Origin of the sequence: Nostoc sp., from assembly GCF_036919495.1 — a bacterium.
GTDB lineage: Bacteria > Cyanobacteriota > Cyanobacteriia > Cyanobacteriales > Nostocaceae > Nostoc.
This window is the reverse complement of the sequence record NZ_JBALBZ010000123.1, coordinates 13,345-35,139: the sequence shown is the minus strand read 5'-3', so window position 1 is coordinate 35,139 and position 21,795 is coordinate 13,345. Positions and strand designations below refer to the sequence as shown.

Annotated in this window: 14 protein-coding genes and 2 pseudogenes; 8 read left to right on the top strand and 8 right to left on the bottom strand. The window is 43.0% G+C overall.

Annotated elements, in window-relative coordinates; genetic code table 11:
* Positions 1-92: 92 nt before the first annotated feature.
* The 5 genes from V7K25_RS16900 to V7K25_RS16880 all read right to left on the bottom strand — a co-directional run bounded on the left by V7K25_RS16900 (position 93) and on the right by V7K25_RS16880 (position 6,309).
* Complete coding sequence (locus V7K25_RS16900; protein WP_335159697.1) at positions 93-1,166, bottom strand: aliphatic sulfonate ABC transporter substrate-binding protein; 1,074 nt, start codon at positions 1,164-1,166, stop codon at positions 93-95.
* A 440-nt stretch (positions 1,167-1,606) separates the two neighbouring features.
* On the bottom strand, positions 1,607-2,845 hold the full coding sequence (locus tag V7K25_RS16895) for an acyl-CoA dehydrogenase family protein (protein WP_335159696.1): 1,239 nt from the start codon (positions 2,843-2,845) through the stop codon (positions 1,607-1,609).
* 271 nt (positions 2,846-3,116) lie between these two features.
* Positions 3,117-4,454 (bottom strand): LLM class flavin-dependent oxidoreductase, encoded by a 1,338-nt coding sequence (locus V7K25_RS16890; RefSeq protein WP_335159695.1) that lies wholly within the window; start codon positions 4,452-4,454, stop codon positions 3,117-3,119.
* Between the two features lie 510 nt (positions 4,455-4,964).
* Positions 4,965-5,102, bottom strand: a complete 138-nt coding sequence (locus V7K25_RS16885; protein ID WP_335159694.1) for a hypothetical protein — start codon at positions 5,100-5,102, stop codon at positions 4,965-4,967.
* A 97-nt stretch (positions 5,103-5,199) separates the two neighbouring features.
* A complete protein-coding gene (locus V7K25_RS16880; RefSeq protein ID WP_335159693.1) occupies positions 5,200-6,309 on the bottom strand; it encodes an LLM class flavin-dependent oxidoreductase in 1,110 nt (369 codons plus the stop codon).
* Between the two features lie 646 nt (positions 6,310-6,955).
* Between V7K25_RS16880 and V7K25_RS16875 the strand changes: the two genes are divergently transcribed.
* The 5 genes and pseudogenes from V7K25_RS16875 (at position 6,956) to V7K25_RS16855 (ending at position 15,444) form a co-directional block, all read left to right on the top strand.
* Positions 6,956-8,503 (top strand): FAD-binding oxidoreductase, encoded by a 1,548-nt coding sequence (locus V7K25_RS16875; protein WP_335159692.1) that lies wholly within the window; start codon positions 6,956-6,958, stop codon positions 8,501-8,503.
* Positions 8,504-8,526: 23 nt separating this feature from the next.
* Positions 8,527-9,231 carry an actin-binding WH2 domain-containing protein gene (locus V7K25_RS16870; protein WP_335159691.1) on the top strand — a complete coding sequence of 235 codons (705 nt, stop codon included), beginning with the start codon at positions 8,527-8,529 and terminating at the stop codon, positions 9,229-9,231.
* Between the two features lie 42 nt (positions 9,232-9,273).
* A pseudogene (locus tag V7K25_RS16865) lies at positions 9,274-9,558 on the top strand (actin-binding WH2 domain-containing protein); the annotation flags it as partial.
* A gap of 859 nt (positions 9,559-10,417) precedes the next feature.
* Positions 10,418-10,858 carry a response regulator gene (locus V7K25_RS16860; protein ID WP_335159690.1) on the top strand — a complete coding sequence of 147 codons (441 nt, stop codon included), beginning with the start codon at positions 10,418-10,420 and terminating at the stop codon, positions 10,856-10,858.
* A 356-nt stretch (positions 10,859-11,214) separates the two neighbouring features.
* The gene (locus tag V7K25_RS16855) at positions 11,215-15,444 is read left to right on the top strand and encodes a chemotaxis protein CheB (protein ID WP_335159689.1); all 4,230 of its coding nucleotides are present in this window, start codon (positions 11,215-11,217) and stop codon (positions 15,442-15,444) included.
* Positions 15,445-15,618: 174 nt separating this feature from the next.
* On the opposite strand, the gene V7K25_RS16850 is transcribed toward V7K25_RS16855, so the two are convergent.
* Positions 15,619-15,852, bottom strand: a complete 234-nt coding sequence (locus tag V7K25_RS16850; RefSeq protein WP_335159688.1) for a hypothetical protein — start codon at positions 15,850-15,852, stop codon at positions 15,619-15,621.
* A gap of 497 nt (positions 15,853-16,349) precedes the next feature.
* Here V7K25_RS16850 and V7K25_RS16845 point away from each other — a divergent pair, with 497 nt between their 5' ends.
* From V7K25_RS16845 to cruF, 3 genes and pseudogenes are all read left to right on the top strand, one after another.
* Positions 16,350-16,619, top strand: a complete 270-nt coding sequence (locus V7K25_RS16845) for a hypothetical protein (RefSeq protein WP_335159687.1) — start codon at positions 16,350-16,352, stop codon at positions 16,617-16,619.
* Positions 16,620-16,755: 136 nt separating this feature from the next.
* A pseudogene (locus tag V7K25_RS16840) lies at positions 16,756-17,148 on the top strand (fatty acid desaturase); the annotation flags it as partial.
* A 98-nt stretch (positions 17,149-17,246) separates the two neighbouring features.
* Positions 17,247-18,167, top strand: a complete 921-nt coding sequence (cruF, locus tag V7K25_RS16835) for a gamma-carotene 1'-hydroxylase CruF (protein WP_335159686.1) — start codon at positions 17,247-17,249, stop codon at positions 18,165-18,167.
* Between the two features lie 119 nt (positions 18,168-18,286).
* On the opposite strand, the gene V7K25_RS16830 is transcribed toward cruF, so the two are convergent.
* Both V7K25_RS16830 and V7K25_RS16825 read right to left on the bottom strand, forming a co-directional pair.
* Positions 18,287-19,327 (bottom strand): chemotaxis protein CheB, encoded by a 1,041-nt coding sequence (locus tag V7K25_RS16830; protein ID WP_335159685.1) that lies wholly within the window; start codon positions 19,325-19,327, stop codon positions 18,287-18,289.
* 132 nt (positions 19,328-19,459) lie between these two features.
* The gene (locus V7K25_RS16825) at positions 19,460-21,748 is read right to left on the bottom strand and encodes an NACHT domain-containing protein (RefSeq protein WP_335159684.1); all 2,289 of its coding nucleotides are present in this window, start codon (positions 21,746-21,748) and stop codon (positions 19,460-19,462) included.
* Positions 21,749-21,795 lie beyond the last annotated feature (47 nt).

The following is a 21,795-nucleotide window of genomic DNA, read 5'->3' as shown; positions in this document are numbered from 1 at the left end:
TTTTGTTCGAGATGATAATGATGTCGCAAATAGTAGCAGTATCATTACCCATGACATGGATTAAGATAGATCGATCGAATACTGTATCTTTGCTACCTAGCGGCGGTAGTTTCTAACGGACACATAGCTGTAGCAATATCTACTCGTTGCGGAATAATTTTTTGCTCCAATAACCAGTCAACTGTTTTCTGAAGCTTGGCGATATCTTCAGTATTAGGAAATACGTAAGACTCTGGTCCTCGATTTTTAGTTACCTGCTTGGCTACTCCATCAGAAAGTTTTAGCTCTTTAACTAGAAAATCTGATGCAGCATTAGTATGTTGATTTAACCATTCACCATCCTCACTCAAAGCAGTGAGAGCAGCTTTCACTGCTACAGGATTTTCTTTAGCTGCATCACTACGGACAACCATAATGCTGTAGGTAGGAGCAGGGTGTGTAGTAGTGATTCTTCGCGCCTTATGTTCTAATTGGGCAATGGAAATATAAGGTTCCCAAACTGCCCAGGCATCAACAGAACCTTGAAATAGAGCAGGTGCAGCGTCATTCGGTGATAGATAAACTCGCTGGACTTTATATGAAGGAATATTTTCTTTTTCTAAAACTTTTAATAATAGATATTCCCCTGCACCACCTTGATTAACAGCAACTTTTTTACCTACTAAATCAGCCGGTTTACGAATGGGAGAATCACCACGAACTAAGATGGCATTACTCAAAGAATCTGGACTAGGACGCTGTACAGAGCCAATACAAAGAGGTTGTCCCGCAGCAATTCCAGAAATGGAAGGAATATCACCACATCCACCAATATCTGCCCGATTACCATTGAGAGAACTTAAAAGCGTAGCGCAACGGTCAAATGGTCCACTCCATTCAACTTTAATATTTTGCGTCGCTAACTTACGCTCTAACTCACCTCGTTGACGTGCAATGGGAATAATCCCCCCTTTTTGGTAGCCCAAACGAATCACATTGTTTTTCTCTGTAGTTTTGGTAGTGACAGTGTTTGAGGAGGAATCTGAGTTAGCTGTGGCATTGATAGCTGTTTGTTGACTGCAACCAGAAGCTATAAAAGCAATAAAAGACATTGCGATCGCAATGTTCTTACTATCAGAACATTTTTGTTTATATTGAAAGCGGTGTTCTTTTAAATAATTCACCACAATTGAATCCTTGATATCAACTTTTAGGAGTTTAAGCAGCTATATCTATGATGATAACGAAGTAAATACAGTAATTCGATCGATTTGCAGTAGTATTCAGAGAAAAGATACCACCTTTTGATGGGCTGTTCAAATATAATCAATATTTCTTTATCTTTGACTATGAGAATTTAGCGCAGGTATTTCTATGTGAAGCTACACTCAAGTAGTGAGAAAATAAACTGCAAAAAAACCATAGATACAACAAGTTATCTCTCCAAGTTAGTAGTCTAGCAACCTAACTTTCACAGGAAAAGGAACGAACCGCAAAGTACGCAAAGTACACGTTTGCGTCTTCGCGTCTCGTAGAGAAGGAAGAAGGAAAGAAGAGAAATCGAAAAGTTGATTCACCAAGGATTGTTGAGTTGCCAGACCACTAGAAGTCAGGGATTTGAACAGAATTAAAAGAATCCTCTCTGCGGTAATGGTGTACCATTGATCTCGTAGTCGCCGATCGCACGAGCCTTAAAGTGATTTGGGTTGTGTGAGGATAAGGTACGGGCATTGCGCCAATGACGATCAAAGTTGGAGCTTTTCTTTGTTGTAGAAGCCCCACCAACTTCAAACAACAAGGTAGCCGAACGTAGAGCCAAATCATCAACAATCAATTTGGCTTTGGATGCACTTAGAGAAGTTGCTAGTGCCGCAGCCGTCTCTGCCTCTTCACCCTGAGCTTGGCCAGTAGGGAGGCGATCGAGACCATCAGCTGCCGCCAAGACGATCGCTTCGGCCGCAAAGGCATTGGCGGCAATCTGCCCGACAGTCTGCTGCAAGATTGGGTCTTCTGAGGCTTGCTCGGATACGGCATGGTAGAAAGTCCGGGGTCTGTTACGGATGAGGGCTGTAGCATCATGTAGAACGCTGCGAATAATACCGGCGTTGATGGCAGTCAGGAATAATTGCGGGACGATGTTGTACGGCAAGTCGTTTTTGTCTGTATCTGTCTCAAAAATTACTTCTTCAGCCTCTACACGGAGATTCGTGAAGGTGGTCGTTCCCGTACCTGTCAGTCTTTGTCCAAAGCCGTCCCAGTCGTCCACCAGTTCAAGGCCCTCGCGGTTAGTAGGAATGAGTATAAACGCTGTAGAGCCATCTGGTGCTAACACACGCACAAAAATCAAGTCTGCGTAAAGGCTGCCAGTGCTGTAATATTTCGTTCCATTCAAACGATAGCCGTCGCCATCAGGTGTTAATTTTGTATTCACGACTTGGCGACCACCTGAACGCTTGGCTTCTAGTTCAGTCGAAGCGAGTCCAATAATCGCGCCATCGACGACGGCTTTGAGCCAGCGACGATTCCTTTGGGTGCGCTCAGAACGCAAAATTCGCTCTGTAACAGAGAAATGATTCCGCACAATGTGAGCCACGTTTGGATCAGCATTCCCCAGCCGAATCACGACCTCGAATAGTTCGCGCGCGGTGCTACCACCACCACCTTCGGCAACAGGGATTCGCAATGCACCCAACCGAGAATGCCGGATCAATTCAACCACATTATAAGGAAGGATGCGATCGCGATCGCGCTCACTTGCCCCCAGAGCAATAAAATCAAAAAGCTGCTGGAGTTCCGGCGAGTTTGCTCTTACAGGAGCCGAAAACTGAATTGTTGTATCTGCAAGTTTCTCTGGACTCTTAATCATTAGTTTCTATCTCCGAATATACTGTGGAAAATCTATCTTGGTGAGTGGTGAGGCAATTGCTATTTCTGGGTGATGCGACTTTAGCACTACAAAGTTGAAGAATGTTTCCAAATTTAATGAGGTTGAGATAACTTGCACTGTTATATGTTGCATCCCATCGATAAGAGCGATAGACCACTTCACCAAACAAACCTGTTTGCTCAATCTCACTTATTTTATTAGGGACTTCCTGCTCACGCAAAGGAGGCTCATAGCATACTGAGATCGCAGCTTACACCAAACTAGTCTGGAAGAAGCGATTTGCAGGGCGTGCCAGTCCGAGATTTTCGCGCAGCGTCTTACCTTCATACTCTTTGCGGAAAATCCCACGCCGTTGGAGTTCTGGCACAACTTTATCGACAAAATCATTCAATCCTTCAGGAAGAAAAGGGAACATGATGTTGAAACCGTCAGAGCCTTCCTCAAGCAGCCATTGCTCCATCTCATCGGCGATGCTTTGGGGCGTGCCGACAAAGGCCAGTCCGCCGTAACTGCCAATGCGTTGTGCTAGTTGTCGAATAGTCAAGTTCTCACGTTGCGCTAAGGCTATTACTCTTTCTCGTGAAGAATGACCAGCGTTATTCGGTGGGATTTCTGGCAAGGGGCCATCTGGGTCAAAAGCCGAAACATCGTAGCCAAGCGCACTATTGAGGCTGGCAATACCACTGTCATAATGTACTAGGCTGTCCAAATGAAGACGCTTGGCATGTGCCTCGGCGACGGTTTCCCCCACGATGACTAAAGCACCTGGAAGGATTTTTATGCTGTCTGGGTCACGTCCAATCGCCTGCGCCCGTGCCTTAATGTCTGCAAATAAAGCTTTGCCAGCTTCCAGATTACTAGCAGGTGCAAACACAGCCTCGGCGGTTTCGGCAGCTAATTGCCGTCCGGCTTCGGATGCGCCTGCCTGAACGATTACCGGCCAGCCTTGAACAGGTCTGGCGATGTTCAATGGCCCTCGCACCGAGAGATATTTTCCCTGATGATTCAGAACGTGAAGCTTTGCAGGGTCGAAATAAATTCCTGCTTCCACGTCTCGAATGAAGGCATCGTCAGCAAAAGAATCCCAAAGACCCGTGACGACATCATAAAATTCTCTAGCCCGCCGATAGCGTTCATCATGCTCTATTTCTTCTTCTAATCCAAAGTTGAGTGCTGCGTCTGGATTGGCTGTGGTGACGATGTTCCAGCCAGCGCGACCGTCACTAATATGGTCAAGAGACGCGAAGCGGCGAGCGATGTGGTAAGGCTGGTCATAGGTCGTGGAAGCGGTGGCTACCAGCCCAATGTGTTCGGTGACGCTGGCGAGGGCAGAAAGCAGGGTAAAAGGCTCGAAAGAGGTGACAGTATGGCTGCGTTTCAGAGCGTTAACTGGCATATTCAGCACCGCTAGGTGGTCAGCCATGAAGAATGCGTCAAACTTGCCTTGCTCTAGTTTCTGGATGAATCGTTTCAGTGCTGGAAAGTTAAAATTAGCGTCAGGCAAAGCCCCAGGATAGCGCCAAGCGCCTGTATGTATGCTTACTGGGCGCATAAACGCACCTAGTTTTAATTGCTTCGATTTACTCATTAGTCCTCCGTATCAAGATTTAAAATACAGGTGCGATCGTCCTCTTTAAGTAATTATTGATATAAGCCTTCAATTTGGGATTGACAACCAATTGATTTAGTCTTTGGATATTGGGATCGTTTACTTTTGATTGTACTAGTTTATTGACTGACTAATTGACCCGTAGATTAATTTTGTTTTGGTGTACAACTGGCGAAAAAATAGATGCGATCGCTAACCCTATTGTTAGGATACAATAGCATTGCTCAAACTTTGGATAAAACATAATAGTTAGTAATTTTTAATAAAGGTTAGAAAGAAAATTATGTAATTGAGAAGATCAGATTTAATTTTGATTTTATTCCCAATTCTTATTCCCCAATACAATGCAATACGGTTCAGTTAAGCATTTATTTCTTTTCTCTGCGTCCTTCTCTTCGAGACGCTTCGCGTTGGCGGAAGCATCTTGCAGAGAGGATGTTCTCGGCGGTTCGGTAAAAATTTTCTCTTTCCTCATCAGTTTCTGGTGGTCTAGATTCTTGCGTAGGCGTAGCCCGCCGCAGGCATCGCTTTTTCGGAATGTGAGGGGCATACGTTATCAAGTAGTTTGTCAAAAATTTCCAGTTCTAAATCAGTAATCCAAGCTGGACGAGTAAGTATTGCTGTCATAAAGTTTCCTTTGGGTAGTGGAGAACAATTTTATCCAAAATCTAAAATCGTTCGACTGAGCGTAGCGTTCTGTAGGAAAGTCCAAAATCTAAAATTCTTAGCCTCTAGCCCCTATTTTCAAGTTAGTGTAGGCGCAGCCCGTCGCAGACATCCCTTCACTATCTACTGTTAACGCTCGCACTCTTGGTATGATTTCGGCAGCAAAACGCTCCATTTCTGTGGCAAAAGGCTGGAATTGCAGCATGAAAGTACCAATTCCTACTTTGGTAAATTCAGCAATCTGATGGGCTACAGTTTCATAGCTACCAACCAATCCTGCTGCTGTACCGCCATTGCTCCCCACACCAGGGTACTTAGCCATGTTTTTGAACATAACTACTTCAGAATCTACTCCTTTGAGTAATTCTGAGCGATCGTCTTGTGCTAGTACCATTGCTCTAAGGTTTTGATATTCTGCTTGTGCCTCTGCGTCTGTTGGTCGAGTAATTACAAAAGCTGACATAGCAAAGCCCAGAGGTTGAGAACGAAACTTAGTTTTTTGAGTAACAGCCACAATGGTTTCGCGGATGACTTCAATCGGACGACCATTTAGGAAAAATGTATGGGCTTCTTTTGCGGCTAGTTCTTGGGCTGGTTCTGACTCTCCTCCTACATATACACGCGGGTGTGGTTTGGCTATAGGTGGAGGATTGAGCTTCAAATCATCGATCTGAAAATATTCACCGTTGAAGTTGACTTTTTCTCCACTCCACAAAGCTCTTACGACCCTAATCCATTCATCTGAATAGCGATAACGCTCATCGTGGGTAAGGAAATTTATCCCTGATTTTTCCATTTCTGGCTTGAACCAGGCACTTACTAAGTTAATCGCAAAACGTCCACCACTAATTGCATCAATGCCTAAGGCCATCTTTGCTAAGACGGTGGGATGAAACAATAATGGCTTAACAGCTGCAATAATTTCGATAGAGTTTGTTGCTTCTGCCAGCGCTGCTGCTGCTGTCCAGGTTTCTAGTTGGTCAAGTTCTTGGTTCCTGGGATTGATGATATGTTGCGCTATTAAAGTTGTGGTAAACCCGCACCTTTCGGCCAACTGAATTAAATTCTTGGCTCGTGAGTAACTAGCATCACGAGGTTCTAGAGGATGGTTCATCACACCGCAGTTGCCGTAAACAGGAATCCAAATCCCATAGCGTGGTTCAGACATAGTTTTCTAGAACCTTTGTAGTAAGCACTAAAACTTTATTTTTAAATTCTACGACAAATCTATCGATTTACCGTAATATACTATGAGGTTTGCATAGATGAGGATAAAAAACAAGAGGGTATCTGGATTCTGTGGTTGGGGAAAGGGAACTTGAGGAAAGGAGAATAATTAATAAACTAATGAGACAAAAACATCTAGCCCAACAGAACCTACAGTAATCACTATGTTGAAAGGGATATTTACAGGCTTACCTGGTTGAAGCCGGTAATAAATTATTGCCTGCCATTTCTAAATTATTCGGTTTGGGATAATTTAACGTGAGTTAGACAAACCTCTCCTAGCTTAAATTAAAGCTCAATTCTTTCCCTTGACTTAAAGCTCAATTCTTTCCCTTGACTCAAAAGTCGAATTACCCCCCTTAATCCCCCCTTGTAAAGGGGGGAAAATCTAGTTCCCTCCCCTTTACAAGGGGAGGGTTAGGGTGGGGTAAAACGCTGGTTAATCAGCTATTTCAGACTTGTCTGTACGCTGCGTAGCCGACTCGGAGACGGACGTTTTTAGGTAGTAAAACCAGGGAGAGGTCTTTTTATTCAGCTAGTTTCTTCATTCTCAGGTAATTTTGGAATGTAGAGTTGAGTTTTCCAAAATGTCTTTAACCGAAGAAATTCTTTCTCAATTACCCGGCGATGTTTTAGCAGGATTGCGCCAAAGCGATCGCATCTTAACATCTCTGCGCGAAAACTCCGCACCAGTACCAACGTTAGTTAAAGAAAATCAACAGCTTTTAGGCGTTGTAGACAACGATTTGCTTATCTGCGGTGGTACTTTAGGTATTTTAATTGGTTGCGCCTTAGCGGTGAAGGGACTGCGGGTGGCGTTGATGGAACGGGGTATTTTGCGGGGGAGGGAGCAAGAGTGGAATATTTCTCGCAAAGAATTAGATGTGTTTGTGGAATTAAACTTGCTGACTGAGGAAGAATTAGAGAGTGCGATCGCAACTCAATATAACCCAGCGCGAGTTAGTTTTGCTGGCGGTACAGAAGTTTGGGTAGAGGATGTTTTGAATATTGGTGTAGATCCAGTTTATCTACTAGCTACTTTGAAAACGCGATTTCTCGCCGCAGGTGGAAAGTTGTTAGAAAACACACCCTTTACTGAAGCGGTAGTTCATCCAGATGGGGTGATGGTAAATAACCAATTTAAAACTCGGTTATTAATCGATGCAATGGGACATCTTTCACCCATCAGCCAACAAGCACGTCAAGGCAAAAAACCAGACGCACTGTGCTTAGTTGTAGGAAGTTGCGCCCAAGGTTTTGCGGAAAATAACTCAGGTGACTTGTTATTATCATTCACACCTTTGCAAAATCAATGTCAGTACTTCTGGGAAGCTTTTCCAGCCAGGGATGGCAGAACAACTTACTTGTTTACTTATATGGATGCAGATCCCCAACGTTTAAGTTTAGAAGCTCTATTTGAGGAATATCTGCGTCTTTTACCAGAATATCAGGGAGTGGAGTTGAGCGAACTGAAATTTCAGCGATCGCTATTTGGTTTCTTTCCCACCTATCGCCAAAGCCCTATCAAAACCCCTTGGAGTCGCATTCTACCAGCCGGAGATAGCAGTGGTAGTCAATCTCCCTTGAGTTTTGGTGGTTTTGGGGCAATGGTGCGTCACCTGAAGCGTTTAACTTATGGCATTTACGATGCGCTAGAAACAGAACAATTATCAGCAAAAGCCTTAGCACTACTGCAACCCTATCAACCAAGTTTGACTGTTACCTGGTTATTTCAAAGGGCGATGAGTGTTGGTGTAAATCAGAAAATTGCCCCAGATCAAATTAATCAACTACTCTCGGCGGTATTTGAGGAAATGCAACAGTTGGGTACACCAGTGCTAAAACCATTTTTACAGGATATAGTGCAGTTTTCGGCACTAACAAAAACACTGTTAAAAACTGGTTTAGATCATCCGGTATTAGTTGCCAAGATAATTCCGCAAGTAGGTTTGGCAAGTTTGTTAGATTGGATGGTGCATTATGGCAATTTAGGTGTATATACTGCCTTGTTTTGGTTGAGTCCAATGTTAGAAACATGGATTAAGAATCAACCAAAAGAACAACAATATTATTGGCATCGTTTGATTGATGCTTGGAAATATGGTTCTGGCGATGATTACTCAGATGAAACTTAGAATTTTAGCTATGTGAGGATAACATGATTGAACGTAAATCTTTAGGAATCAAATACTTTGCGGTGCTGATTGGATTCCTGCGCGATCGCCAAGGATTTTTAGAAGAAGTTCGCCAAGGTACGAGATTACCAAATAAAATTATTTCTCTACTAGTTTGCAGTTCCTTATTTCTCGCCGCTTATGGCGGAATCATTGGTGCATACCATAGTTGGATGCAAGCTTTGTCTTCCGCTATTAAACTTCCAGCCCTTTATTTAATTACGCTTCTAATTTGTATTCCAACGTTGTACTTTGCTAACGTCATTTTTGGTTCAAAGCGCACATTTGGACAGCATTTAGCGTTAGTCTTGACTGCTGTTTCAGTTACGAGTGTACTTTTATTCAGCTTTGCACCAATCACACTGTTTTTCTTAATTACCACTAATAATTACCAATTTTTAATTCTGTTAAATGTATTCATATTTGCATTAACTGGATTTATTGGTGTTTCGTCTTTATATCAGGCTACAAGTTTAGTTTTAGAACAAGATAATGAAGGTAGTAAGACACGCCAGAAGATTTTACAATTTTGGCTATTTCTTTACGCTTTCGTCGGTAGTCAGTTAGGATGGACTCTCAGACCATTTTTTGGCACGCCTGATTCTGCTTTTCAACTATTCCGCGAAAGAGAAGGTAATTTCTACTTGAGTGTGATTCAAGCTATTAGCTATCTCTTAGGAATCCGTTAATCAGTCATTAGTAATTCCATAAAATATCACAAATATAAAAATATGCGGAACAAGGAAAAGTTCGGAATTCAACAATTTGGTGTGTTGGTTAATTTATTGCGCGTAGACGCGTAGCGGCTTGTCGTCAGACATCGCCAAGCGTTTTTAGAAGAAATTCGTCAGGGAGTCCGATTACAAAATAAAATTAGTTCTCTGTTTGTATCTAGTTCCATTTTCTTTGCAATATATGGCGCAATTATTGGTGCATCCAACAGTTGGGCGCAGGCATTATCTGGTGCTATTAAACTCCCAGCGTTGTTCTTTTTTAACGTCTTGTTTGGTTCCCGGAGCAGCAATACTGCTCGGTTAAGCGGAAAAAGCTTAAAATTCGTAGGTTGGGTTGAGGAACGAAACCCAACATTTCTGGGGCTTTGTTGGGTTTCACTTCGTTCAACCCAACCTACAAATATTCTTAACCGAGCAGTATTCAACAGCATTTTGTTGTGTTGCTTACATCTGTATCAGTGATTAGTGTGCTTTTATTCAGCTTGGCACTCTTGCATAAATCAAAAAAAAAGAACCCCACCCCGCCAAAGCTACGCTTTGTCTCCCCTCCCGAAAAGCGGGGAGGGGTTGGGGGTGGGGTGTTAGGGACTTTTGCAGGTTAGCGTTCGCGTAGCGTCTCGTAGAGAGGAACGAGCGTCCGTAGGAGCGTCATTGCGTTAGCGTCTCCAAGAGTTGCCCATTACGAATTGCGAATTGGTATTAAATACTACTGAGCGATAGAAAAGTTCTTCTTCTTTAGGCATAATATTGATAGCAGTAGTTACCGCTCATCGTAATACTTTAAAAATTTTTATATTATACAATTTATACAAATCATACAAGTTATACGTTATTAAAACATTTTTTTAAACACGAATTATAACAACAGGATGTTATAGTCAAAATTATTAAGTAATATTTGTGTTGTAATGTTCAAATAAATAGTTAATATTGGTGATGCTGCTATGAAAGCTAGTACGTTTAGCAGACTATTTGCTGCAATAAAAGCTGCTAAAGGAGTAGATACTCTCCAAGAAAATAGTTCGCCATCTCACCCTTTTTATTCTACTGAGAGACGTTTACTTAACTTCAAATTAACACACATAAATGCACTGTTTAAGGGTTCTCCAAAGCTCAATAAAATCTTAATTTTGGAACTGTGATGCATATAAATAATAAATTTTCTACTAACTTTTCATGTATACAAGGGCTACGAGTACTCCTTGTAGATAATGATGTCAATTTCTGCAATTCGTTAACCCCGATGTTGCAATCCTATGGTGTGAAGGTGCAAGCGGCATTTTTAGGAGAGCAAGCTTTGGAAATATTTGTGCGATGGCAACCTGATGTCCTCTTGAGTGATATTTCCTCGCCAAATGAGGATGCCTATGCTCTGATTCACCAAGTAAGAACACTTGCGGGAGAACGAGGCAAAGTAGTACCAGCGATCGCTCTGACAAACACTGTAACAGAAGATATGTATCAACATGCACTTTTAGCTGGGTTTAGTCTATGCTTTGCTAAACCCGTTGTTATTGATGATTTTGTTGCAGTGCTTGGCATTTTAGCAATTGCTAATAATCCTCATCCTCATGCTAACTAGCTTTAATTAATGTCTTAGATATAGTAGTCTAACTCTTTAGAAGTAATGATATAAATCATTTATTGTTGGAAATATTTTTTATTAGAAGGCTACTAATAAATTTGATAGACGATAAAATTAATCTCAGGAGTTATCAAATGTATATTTTAACTCAATTAACTTTGCTTTTGGGTAGTGGAATTATTGGTATTGCATTTATTCTAGTTTCTTATTTATTGGCAATGACTTGGATTTAGAAAACTTAAGTTGTTTATTTAAGTTATATTTAAACTATTATTAAATACAAGGCAAGTAAGTAAACTGACCTAAAACATAAACCTAATCTGCCAAATCATTGCAGTGCAAAACTTCATCCTATGACATCCGATCAACCTTTTGAGCAACCTGTATCTGAATCTACCGCTAATGAAGCGTTCAACGTAGAGCAGCAAGACATTGCAGATGCTTTATTTCCCGTCGTTGGCATTGCCGCCTCTGCGGGAGGATTAGAGGCGTTTACGCAGTTGCTCAAATATTTGCTTACCGATACAGGGATGGCATTTGTGCTGATTCAACACTTAGACCCTAATCACAAGAGTCTGTTGAGCGATATTCTGGCAAGAAAAACTCAAATGCCCGTCACTGAAGTGCAAGACGGCGTGACTATAGAACCTAACAAGGTCTATGTTATTCCGCCTAACGCTAAGATGATCTTATCTAATGGAGTGTTGCAACTCACGCCCCGAGAGAAAGTTCAGGGGAAATATATGCCTGGTGATGCGTTCTTTACTTCATTGGCAGCAGATCGAGGGCACAAAGCGATCGCAGTGGTTTTATCTGGAACCGATGGAGACGGTTCACTGGGGTTAAAGGCAATCAAGGCAGCCGGAGGCGTGACTTTTGCTCAGTGTGAAGACACGGCAAAATTCGATAGTATGCCCAATACTGCTGTTGCCACAGGGAATGTTGATTTTGTGCTGCCGCCTCAAAAAATTGCCGAGGAACTAGCAAACCTCAGTCGCAATCCTTTTATTTCTAACTCACAGCCACCGATCGCAATTGAGAAGTTGCCAGAACTTGGGGATGCGCTGGCGACTATATTTGTGTTGTTGCGATCGCAAACTGGCGTTGACTTTAGCCACTACAAGCCCAACACCCTCGATCGCCGAATCCAGCGCCGAATGCTGTTGTATAAACTAGAACGCTTGGAGGATTATGCCCAGTATCTACAAGAGAATCCGGGTGAAGTCAAAGCCCTCTATGAAGAAATTTTGATCCACGTTACCTATTTTTTCCGCGACCCCGAAGCATTTCAACTCTTGAAAGAGCGAGTTTTTCCCACTATCATCCAAAACAAATCAGCATTGCCATTTCGGATTTGGGTAGCTGGGTGTTCCACGGGCGAAGAAGTCTATTCGATCGCCATCTCCTTACTGGAGTTTTTGTCGAATAAACTCACCCCGCCGCCGATCCAGATTTTTGCCACAGACATCAGTGAGATAGCGATTGACAAAGCCAGATCGGGCATTTATGTAGAGAATCAAATGGTGGAAGTCTCACCAGAGCGCCGCCGCAGATTCTTTAATGCCCTTGAAGGCGGTGGGTATCAAATTAGCAAAGCTGTCCGCGAACTGTGTGTGTTTGCCCGACAAAACTTGGGTAGCGACCCCCCTTTTTCCAACTTAGATTTAATTAGCTGCCGGAATGTACTAATTTACTTGGACGAAGCGTTGCAAAAACGGATACTGCCCATCTTCCATTACAGTCTCAACCCGACTGGCTTTTTACTGCTAGGAACTTCAGAAAGCACAGGTAAATATTCGGAGTTGTTTACTCCCATTGACAAAAAGTATAAAATTTATGCCAAGAAGCTAACTGCAAATCGTCCAATTCTATCGTTCGTTACCAGCAATTATCCGCTAACAAAAGTGGAGCAACCCAAGCTGACTAATGAGAATTCATCAGATGAGTTTGATTTAGAGAGAAAAACTGACCAACTGATCTTGAATCACTATGCCCCAGTGGGTGTAGTAATCAACAACAAGATGGAGGTGCTGCAACTTCGGGGAGAAATCGATCTCTACCTAAAACTTACACCTGGAAAACCGAGTCTTAACTTATTTAAAATGGTGCGCCAAGGCTTGCTCGGAGAGGTACGCGCTACAGTTTATCAGGCACAACGGCAAAAAATTCTAGTTAGAAAGGAAGGGTTACGAATTCAATCCGGCAATCTTTCAAGAATCATCAATCTTGAGGTGATTCCATTCCAGCCTTCGACCGACGAAGAATTCTACTTTTTGGTTTTATTTGAAGAAACCCCACCCACGGTTAACAATCTCAGCCCGGTAAATCCTGAAAGCCAAGAGCAGCCAGACTTAGAGCGAGAGATTGTTCGGCTAAGGCAAGAAATAGCAAACGCCAATCAAGAGAGGGCTGCAACTCAAGAATATCTGCAAGCGGTGATCCAAGAGCAGGAACACATCAATCAAGACCTGAAAGTTGCTAATGAAGAAATCCTCTCCAGCAATGAAGAGTTGCAAAGCACCAATGAAGAGCTAGAAACTGCCAAAGAAGAGATTCAGGCAACCAACGAAGAACTTAACACAACGAATGAAGAACTTCGCTTTCGAAATCTGGAATTAAACCAACTTAACAACGATCTGACAAATTTGCTTGGCAGTATCAATATTCCTATTTTGATATTGACTTCAGACTTACGGGTTCGACGTTTTACGCCAATGGCGCAACGGCTTTTCAATTTAATTCCCGCCGATGCTGGACGACCTTTGAGCGATATCAGAGCCAATCTCGATCTTCCTAACTTAGAAACTCTAATTTTAGAGGTACTTGATACACTCAGCATCAAAGAATTAGAAGTCCAAACTCTAGGGGGACATTGGTACAACCTCCGCATCCGTCCTTATCGCACCACAGAAAACCAGATTGACGGTGTAGTGTTGGTGTTAATAGATATTGATGTTCTCAAACGCAGTGCCGCAACCTTAGAACAAGCCCGGAATTACGCTGAAGCAATTGTGGAGACGGTACAAGTGCCGTTAATCGTGCTTGATTCTGATTTCCGGGTGAACAAAGCCAATCGCTCGTTTTATGAAACATTTCAGGTTTCACCATCAGAGACAGCGCAATCTCTGATTTTTGAACTAGGGAATGCTCAGTGGAACCTACCTGGACTACAACAGATCCTAGAAGACATTCTCGCCAACGATATCACTATTCAAAACTTAGAGGTAGAGCATCGTTTTGAGCAGATTGGGCAGAAAACCATGCTGCTCAATGGTTGGAAAATTATTCAACAGGGAGAAGCCCCAAGGATTTTGCTAGCGATTGAAGATATTAGCGATCGCAAGCAGTTTGAGTTAGAGCGATCGCAACTTTTAGCACAGGAGCAGTCAGCCCGTCAAGAGGCGGAAAATGCCAACCGAGCCAAAAATGAATTCTTGTCGAACCTCTCCCATGAACTTCGTAACCCGCTTAATATTATACTAGGCTGGGCGCAACTTTTCCGCACCCGCAATTTAGATTCTTCAGGAGTCACTCATGCCTGGGAAGTAGTGGAGCGGAGTGCTAATGTGCAAGCTCAGTTAATCGATGATATGCTAGATGTCTCACGGATTACGAGTGGAAAGCTTCATTTAAACACTCGTCTAATCGATCTAGTTTCAGTAGTGGATGCCGCCATTGAGTCTATCGAATTTTCCGCAGAAGCGAAAGGCATTCAACTTATTTCACAGTTGAACTCGGCGACAGTTGTCGGAGATTTTGACCGTTTACAGCAAGTTCTGTGGAATTTACTTTCTAACGCGATTAAGTTCACTCCAGCCGATGGGCGAGTGGGAATTATCCTCGAAGCTGTATATAGTCACGCCGAGATTCGAGTCAGCGACACAGGAATTGGCATCCCAGCAGACTTGCTGCCGTATGTGTTTGAGCGCTTCCGCCAAGGAGATTCCGGTAGTAGTAAAACAAGTCAGGGACTTGGATTGGGCTTGTCAATCGTCCGTCATATTGTCGAACTTCACGGTGGAACAGTTCAAGCGCAAAGTCCAGGCAAGGGACGAGGAACCACGATCGTCATCAGGCTGCCTCTGCGCTCAATGCCGCCGGAAATTACACCGCCAACTTATTTAGAGCCGATCGTTTTGTCAGAGACTCGGCATACATTAAATGGTAAAAATCCATCCTTGAGCCTTGAAGGGTTATGCATCTTGGCTGTAGACGATCAAGCGGATAGCCGCGACTTAATCAAGTGGATGTTACAAGACTTCGGGGCTGAAGTAGTGGTTGTGACATCGGCAAGGGAAGCGATCGCTGCTCTAACTGAATCTCCTGGCAGATACGATCTGCTTCTAGCAGATATTGGGATGCCAGATGAGGATGGTTACTCCCTGATTCGTCAGGTTAGAGAGCTTGAGGCTGAAGCTGGGGGACAAATTCCAGCAGCAGCAATGACTGCTTATGTCACCGAGCAAGAGCGGCAAAGGGCGATTGATGCTGGTTTTCAAATGCATCTAGCTAAACCGATTCAGCTTACTGAATTAGTATTGATGATTGCAAAGTTGAGTGGACGAGTCATAGGTAATTCGTAATTCGTAATGGGCTACGCCCCGCTAGGCTAACGTAATTCGTAATTGAAAGTACTGTATTTAATTTGTGAAAATGCGCGGTGTCCAAATCCCCGACTTCTTTGAGAAGTCGGGGATCTAATTTTTTATAAATTATATGATGTCCGCATAATTAGGGACTTCCGAAATAAAAAAATGCTAAAAAAACTTGTGTTCTGAACGAAAGTACTTGTGTTCTGGACGAAAGTACTTGTGTTCTGGACGAAAAGCCTTGTGTTCTGAACGAAAGTACTTGTGTTCTGGACGAAAAGCCTTGTGTTTTGAACGAAAAGCCTTGTGTTCTGGACGAAAAGCCTTGTGTTCTGGACGAAAAGACTTGTGTTCTGAACGAAAAGACTTGTGTTCTGGACAAAAGTACTTGTCACAAGTCAAATTACCCCCCTATAATCCCCAATACGGTTCAGTTAAGGTGCATAGGTCTTAAAGATCCCCCTTAGTCCCCCTTAAAAAGGGGGAAATAGAGCCATTTTTAGCCCCCCTTAAAAAGGGGGGTTGGGGGGATCGAGTCTTATCCGAACCGTATTGCCTTAATCCCCCCTTTACAAGGGGAGGGTTAGGGTGGGGTAAAACTGACGCGAAAAACCAGGTGAGTAAAGTATTTCAGGCTGTGTGTACACCGTAGCCCTGCAAGCGGGGAGGGGTTGGGGTGGGGTTCTTTTATGGTAATTTGGCGGACATGATATTATTCAGGACTGCTATATATTATGTTTGAATAAATGTTTGAATTACGTATAAATTGTTTAATTTGCATCTAAAACATTCAAAAGTTATAGACTATGTTTGACATTTTTACTTAAAAAGATACAAAACATATTTAATTTATTCTATTAAAACAGAAGGTATCAACTATGAATTGAGGAGTTTTACGCATGACTGCAACCTTCATGAAAGTGCCTAAGTTTCGTGCTACTCAATGGGTGAGCTTTATTGGCGGAGAAGGGATTGTACGCAGCTACACACCTGAATCTGGTACATGGACGTATCTTATTGAGATGGCATTAGGGTTAAAACCTGACTTTGGCAGAGTTGGTGCAGAAACGATGATACTCCTTACCGAGGCAGATTTACATCTTACACGCATTGCTAGTGAGGGCGAGCTTACCCTTAAGAGGTTCGAGGCACTTTACAACCTCAAATGACTTAGTTCTGAATGATGCCATTCAAAGACTTCAAAACTGATAGCTCCTCCTTGAATGAAGTCCTCCAAAAATCTGATTTGGATGAAGAATTAGAACAAGACTTCAATACCATTGATGCTCGTTTTTGCCGATTAGACGCGATGCGTTTTACTCGTGGCTCGATCGCTATTTCTTACTGCTGCAACTGCCGTTAGGAGTTCTACTGTATGTACTAGGTGGCTGGTCGTTTGTAGTTTATGGGATATTTGTCAGAATAGTTTTCCTCTGGCACACGACTTGGTTAATTAACTCAGCGACACATTTGATTGGGAATCGAACATTTGAGACTGAAGATGGATCTCGTAATCTCTGGTGGGCAGCACTCTTAACCTTTGGGGAAGGCTGGCACAATAATCATCATGCTTACCCCAAAGTGGCAAAAGCTGGCTGGCAGTGGTGGCAGGTAGATGTGACGTGGTGGGCAATTCAAACATTGAAGACACTGGGGTTAGCCAAAAAAGTGGTAATGCCTCCTGCAAATCTCAACTGAGGCTCGATTGTATTTGATGACTTTCTAAATATCTTCTTAAAGATTTGGAACTTTTCGCAGCCGAGTAGGCGCGTGTCATATTTTGTTAAGGAATTATCATGAGACAACTTGTTATTGCTGAACGCATAAGCCTTATTGGTCATATCGTGTCAATGGTATTTGGATTGGTAGGGATATTACTGGTTGTACCTAATGCCCAAGTAATTTTGAACTTATCCGAGGTTGGACAAACTGCCATGCAATGGAGTATGGCAGGAGGCGGTGTAGTTTATATGATTTTAGGCGCGGTAGGTGTTTTCTTGTATGCCATGCGGACTTTGGGTTTAGGTCGCGCTTTGGCATTTCTGTTGCCATCTGTATTTATTTCTCTAGGAAGTGAATTACTAGGAACCAGTACTGGTTTTCCATTTGGCCATTATAGTTACCTAAGCGGTTTAGGTTATAAGATTGCAGGTTTAGTCCCATTTACAATTCCCTTGTCGTGGTTTTATTTGGGATTTGTTTCTTACCTACTAGCACGTGCAGGTTTAGAAGTGGACAAAAAACCCAACTTGTGGCGTCATATAAGTGCGATCGCTTTGGGTGCTTTGTTACTAACCTCCTGGGATTTTGTTCTCGATCCCGCAATGAGTCAAACTTCCCTGCCCTTTTGGTATTGGCAACAACCAGGCCCCTTCTTTGGAATGCCTTACCAAAACTTTGCAGGGTGGCTGGGTACTAGCTCAGTATTTATGACTGTGACTGCACTGTTGTGGAGAAATAATCCAATTAACTGGGAGCGAAACCTGCGGTGGGCTTTGCCAACGCAACTTAATATACCTTTAGCAGTTTATTTAAGTAACTTTGGTTTCGCTACAGTCATGAGCTTAACAGCTGGATTCTTTGTACCCGTGTTGCTAGGCTTATTACTGGGTGTCACTCCCGCAGTGCTGTTGTGGTTGAAAGGCTCATCTATACCCGGACAAGTTTCCACTGAACAACCAGAAATCTCTGTAGCTAGAGTCATTGCAGTGAAATGAAAGGGCATTGGGTACAAGAGGCAGAGGAGTAAAGGGGCAGAGGGAAAAGACTTACTATAGCCGTAGTCACATAGGTTAGGACAGTATTGGTTGCTAAAAACCTTGAATTAACTGGATTTTTACTCAGCACGATCTTCCTCTATTGCAGCAATAGTTCGTTTCGTGGCAAAGCCGTTGAGAATTATGCCTCGAACTAAGGACACCTCTTTATCCAAATTCATTGCATGATTCTCATATTTTGTTGCGGCAATAGTTAAATTGTAGTTTCTCATCTGTTCTGCCATTTGACGGGAGAATGTAACCTTTTCTTCCATTACCCGCACAGCCGACCACAGCGCATTTTCAAGATTCTGAGTTTGCTCTGCTAGGAACACATTAGCTGTAAAGGAATGCCCTATGTGACAGCGAAACCGTAGCGGCTGTTCTTTGCCAATTTGCCAAATGCTGCCGTTGCATTCAGGGCAGGTGTAAGTCGTTCTAGTCCCGATCGCTTCTACATTCTTTAAAAACTCCTGGGTATTCATCTGCTGTTCAGCAATCTTGGATTCAATTTCGATCTCTTCGGTCACGGGATATGCCTCCTCTTGGGCGGCGCGTTCCTTTGATAACTCCACTAGTAGGTCTGGGATTTCTGCAAGCGGCAGGCAGTAATCGACATTCACATACCGCAGGGCGCTCTTGGCCATGCTGGGGTATTCTGCTTCGTTCGGGTCTTGAACGATCGCTACTCCGCCCCGTTTCTTGATTGCCTGCAACCCCACCGTGCCATCATCAAGATAGCCAGTGAGTACCACACCTACCACCCTTGTACCATAAGCGCGGGCGGCTGAACGAAATAACGCATCGATCGCGGGGCGAAAGCGGTTTTCTTGAGGCCCGCGCACGACACGCATCGAGCCTTGATTGACCAACAGGTGATAATCGGGCGGTGCGACATAGATTCGCCCGGTTTGAATTGACTCTCCATCTGCCGGGTGAGATGCTGGGAGAGAGCCTACATCTGTAAGAATTTGGGGGAGAATGCTGGGCTTATCTGCTGCGAGGTGCTGAACAATAAAGAAGACAGCATCAATCTCAGCAGGCAGAGCGCCTAAGATTGCGCCCAGTGCTTTGAGTCCGCCTGCGGAAGTGCCAATAACAATAATGTTGTGTCCAAGCATAGATTTTTTTCTTAGTGAATAAAAGCGTTTTAGGGAACTCCAAAAAATAGATTATCCAATTTCACTCTTTCAAAACGACACTTCGGCATCGCTCAGTGACTACTTTCCCTCCCCCTGCTCCCCTACTCCCTGTCATTCTGGCTTGGAGAGTTCTTTTATCGGCAACAACAAACTGGCTTCAATCTCCTGGCGCACAATGTCTGTGATCTCACAGTTGCTATTAAGGCAATCGATAAGCAACTGATTGGCATTGTAATATTCTTGCAATACTTGTTGTTGCTGTGGGCTGAAGTCCCAGTGATGCTGAATGTTTCGATGCTTGGCGATCGCAGTTTTTAACTGTTCCATCCAAGCAGGATAACTTGTTTGCCACCATGTTTGAATGCTTTCTCTACTTTGTTCTGGATCGGGCAGTAGGTCTTTAAGTTCTTGTAAAGCTTGATGTAAGCCAGCATCTTGAACAATTGCTAAAGCACTACTCAGAGCATCGTTGCACCCATAGACATCGGCAAAATTAGATTTGCATTCCATTACTAGGTTATCTAATGCCGCATCCAAAAAAATATCTTGATCGAAGATGCAGACAAGGGCAAAGTACGGGGTAAGGTGAGGAGTCCTAGCCAGGGCAAGATAAAACGCCCGAATAGCAGCAGAATCAGGAGCAGCGAGAGACTTTTGACTTGTCCAAGTTAAAAATTTTTGCAAATATGGATCTTGAGCCGCTAGCGCCTCAACTTCTTGCTTCATCAACAGTACCAAAAAATCTGCACTCCGCAGCATAGCAACCGTTAACAAAAAGATTTCACGCCACCTGGGTTCAGTAATATGAGTCACCAGACGTTCTAACGGTTGTTCTAACGCCTGTAAATTATAACTGGCAACGATTTTTCGAGCAGTCAGGTATTCTTGAAACGTCAAATAAGAGAAAGAGAAAATCCCCCGCACTCGTTCTGCTAGTAATCCATGTTGCAACTCTATCGCCTGAAGTACCCCTTTACTATCTAATTCCAATTCCTCTGGTTCTGTGGAAGAATTCGGCAAATCACCGATATAATCGCTAATGTATTGCTCAACAATGCGTTGTTCAAAAAAGTAATTACCCTGCTCAAATGTCGCGCTAGCAACCTGACTCAGCAACTTAAGTTTTTGTGGTAATAAAAAACCTTGGTATACTTCATCCCGCTCAATTGCTTTAGTTTCGTCCCATTTGCCCAAGAGCAGGTCTAAACACTGCTTATAAAACGCAGTTTTTTGAGTTGGAAATTTGTTCTGATGATGAAAAACCCAGCAGGCGAGATGCAAAAACAAAGGAGTGATAGCAAGTCTCCGAAATTGTAAATTTTCGGGTAAATCTAGTTTCTTAATAAACTCAACTGCCTGTTCTTGTTTATCTTGGATGTTTGGTTTCGTAACTGCTGTAAACCACTTCTGAGCAAAAGCAACAATTTGCTCTTGAGTAAAAGGGGCAATTTCAACATCTGTAAAGCGTTTGAGGTTTAAAGCTTTAGCTGCTGTGCGGCAGGTGACGACAAACATATTCTTTTGATACTTTTCAGATAGTCTGCGAATCTCATTGACGACACCCTTACTCTGTTGATAGAGTACTTCATCTAATCCATCCAGCAACAGCAATACTCTGCCTTCCAACAACAAAGTTTCCAGCACAGATGGAGGATCTGAAATTCCACAGGTGAGGAAGTCTTCGCAAATATAGTTAAGTAAATGGAACTCTCCTACAACTCTCGTTTCGTTGGCAAAATCTCTTAAGTTGACAAAAATAGGAACCCGATTTGCTGCAAATCTCCCTCGGTTGCATTGAATCGCCAGATGTTGTAAAAAAGTGGTTTTACCTGCTCCCGGTTTACCCAACACCCGCAGCTTTGAGTAAGTTTGAACTGCCGTGATCCCCGCCATTTGTGTTTGAGATACTTCACCTAAACCAAAGCAATCAAATTCTTTTGATGTAAAGTTTTGCAAATCAGCAAACTCTAACCACTGAAGGCTGGCAATCTCCTCCAAAATGTTGAGATCGATGTAAATGTCGTCGATTCTAACGGGCCGAGTAACATCTAATAACTGCAAAGTGCCGCACTGGTCTTGAATTTTGTCGAAGCGTTGCGATCGCACTTGTTGTATTAGAGCATCAATATCCAAAAATTCAGCAGCATCAAGTTCTTTTGATTCAGGGAATTCTTCTGGAGGATTAGCCGCAATCTCCCGCCAATTCAACGACAACAGAGAACAAATTTCTATAAATATATGACGCTCAATGGGACGCCCAGTAAAAAACCGCCAAATTGGTTGGCGAGTCTTTAAGTTGACTTCAAAAGCCAGATTTTCTTGTGTCCAGCCCTTATGAGCGAACGCTTTTTTAGCTTGTTGAATCCCGGCGAGTGATCCCTGGAGCGATCGCTTGACCATAGGAGCTTACACACATCAAATAAGAATTCTTCAATTTGACATTATTG

Bases quoted from the DNA above. Each gene is read 5' to 3' on its own strand.
- V7K25_RS16895 (WP_335159696.1), bottom strand. From the start codon at position 2,845: ATGATTAAGAGTCCAGAGAAACTTGCAGATACAACAATTCAGTTTTCG.
- V7K25_RS16890 (WP_335159695.1), bottom strand. From the start codon at position 4,454: ATGAGTAAATCGAAGCAATTAAAACTAGGTGCGTTTATGCGCCCAGTA.
- V7K25_RS16885 (WP_335159694.1), bottom strand. From the start codon at position 5,102: ATGACAGCAATACTTACTCGTCCAGCTTGGATTACTGATTTAGAACTG.
- V7K25_RS16880 (WP_335159693.1), bottom strand. From the start codon at position 6,309: ATGTCTGAACCACGCTATGGGATTTGGATTCCTGTTTACGGCAACTGC.
- V7K25_RS16875 (WP_335159692.1), top strand. From the start codon at position 6,956: ATGTCTTTAACCGAAGAAATTCTTTCTCAATTACCCGGCGATGTTTTA.
- V7K25_RS16870 (WP_335159691.1), top strand. From the start codon at position 8,527: ATGATTGAACGTAAATCTTTAGGAATCAAATACTTTGCGGTGCTGATT.
- V7K25_RS16860 (WP_335159690.1), top strand. From the start codon at position 10,418: ATGCATATAAATAATAAATTTTCTACTAACTTTTCATGTATACAAGGG.
- V7K25_RS16855 (WP_335159689.1), top strand. From the start codon at position 11,215: ATGACATCCGATCAACCTTTTGAGCAACCTGTATCTGAATCTACCGCT.
- V7K25_RS16845 (WP_335159687.1), top strand. From the start codon at position 16,350: ATGACTGCAACCTTCATGAAAGTGCCTAAGTTTCGTGCTACTCAATGG.
- cruF (WP_335159686.1), top strand. From the start codon at position 17,247: ATGAGACAACTTGTTATTGCTGAACGCATAAGCCTTATTGGTCATATC.
- V7K25_RS16830 (WP_335159685.1), bottom strand. From the start codon at position 19,327: ATGCTTGGACACAACATTATTGTTATTGGCACTTCCGCAGGCGGACTC.
- V7K25_RS16825 (WP_335159684.1), bottom strand. From the start codon at position 21,748: ATGGTCAAGCGATCGCTCCAGGGATCACTCGCCGGGATTCAACAAGCT.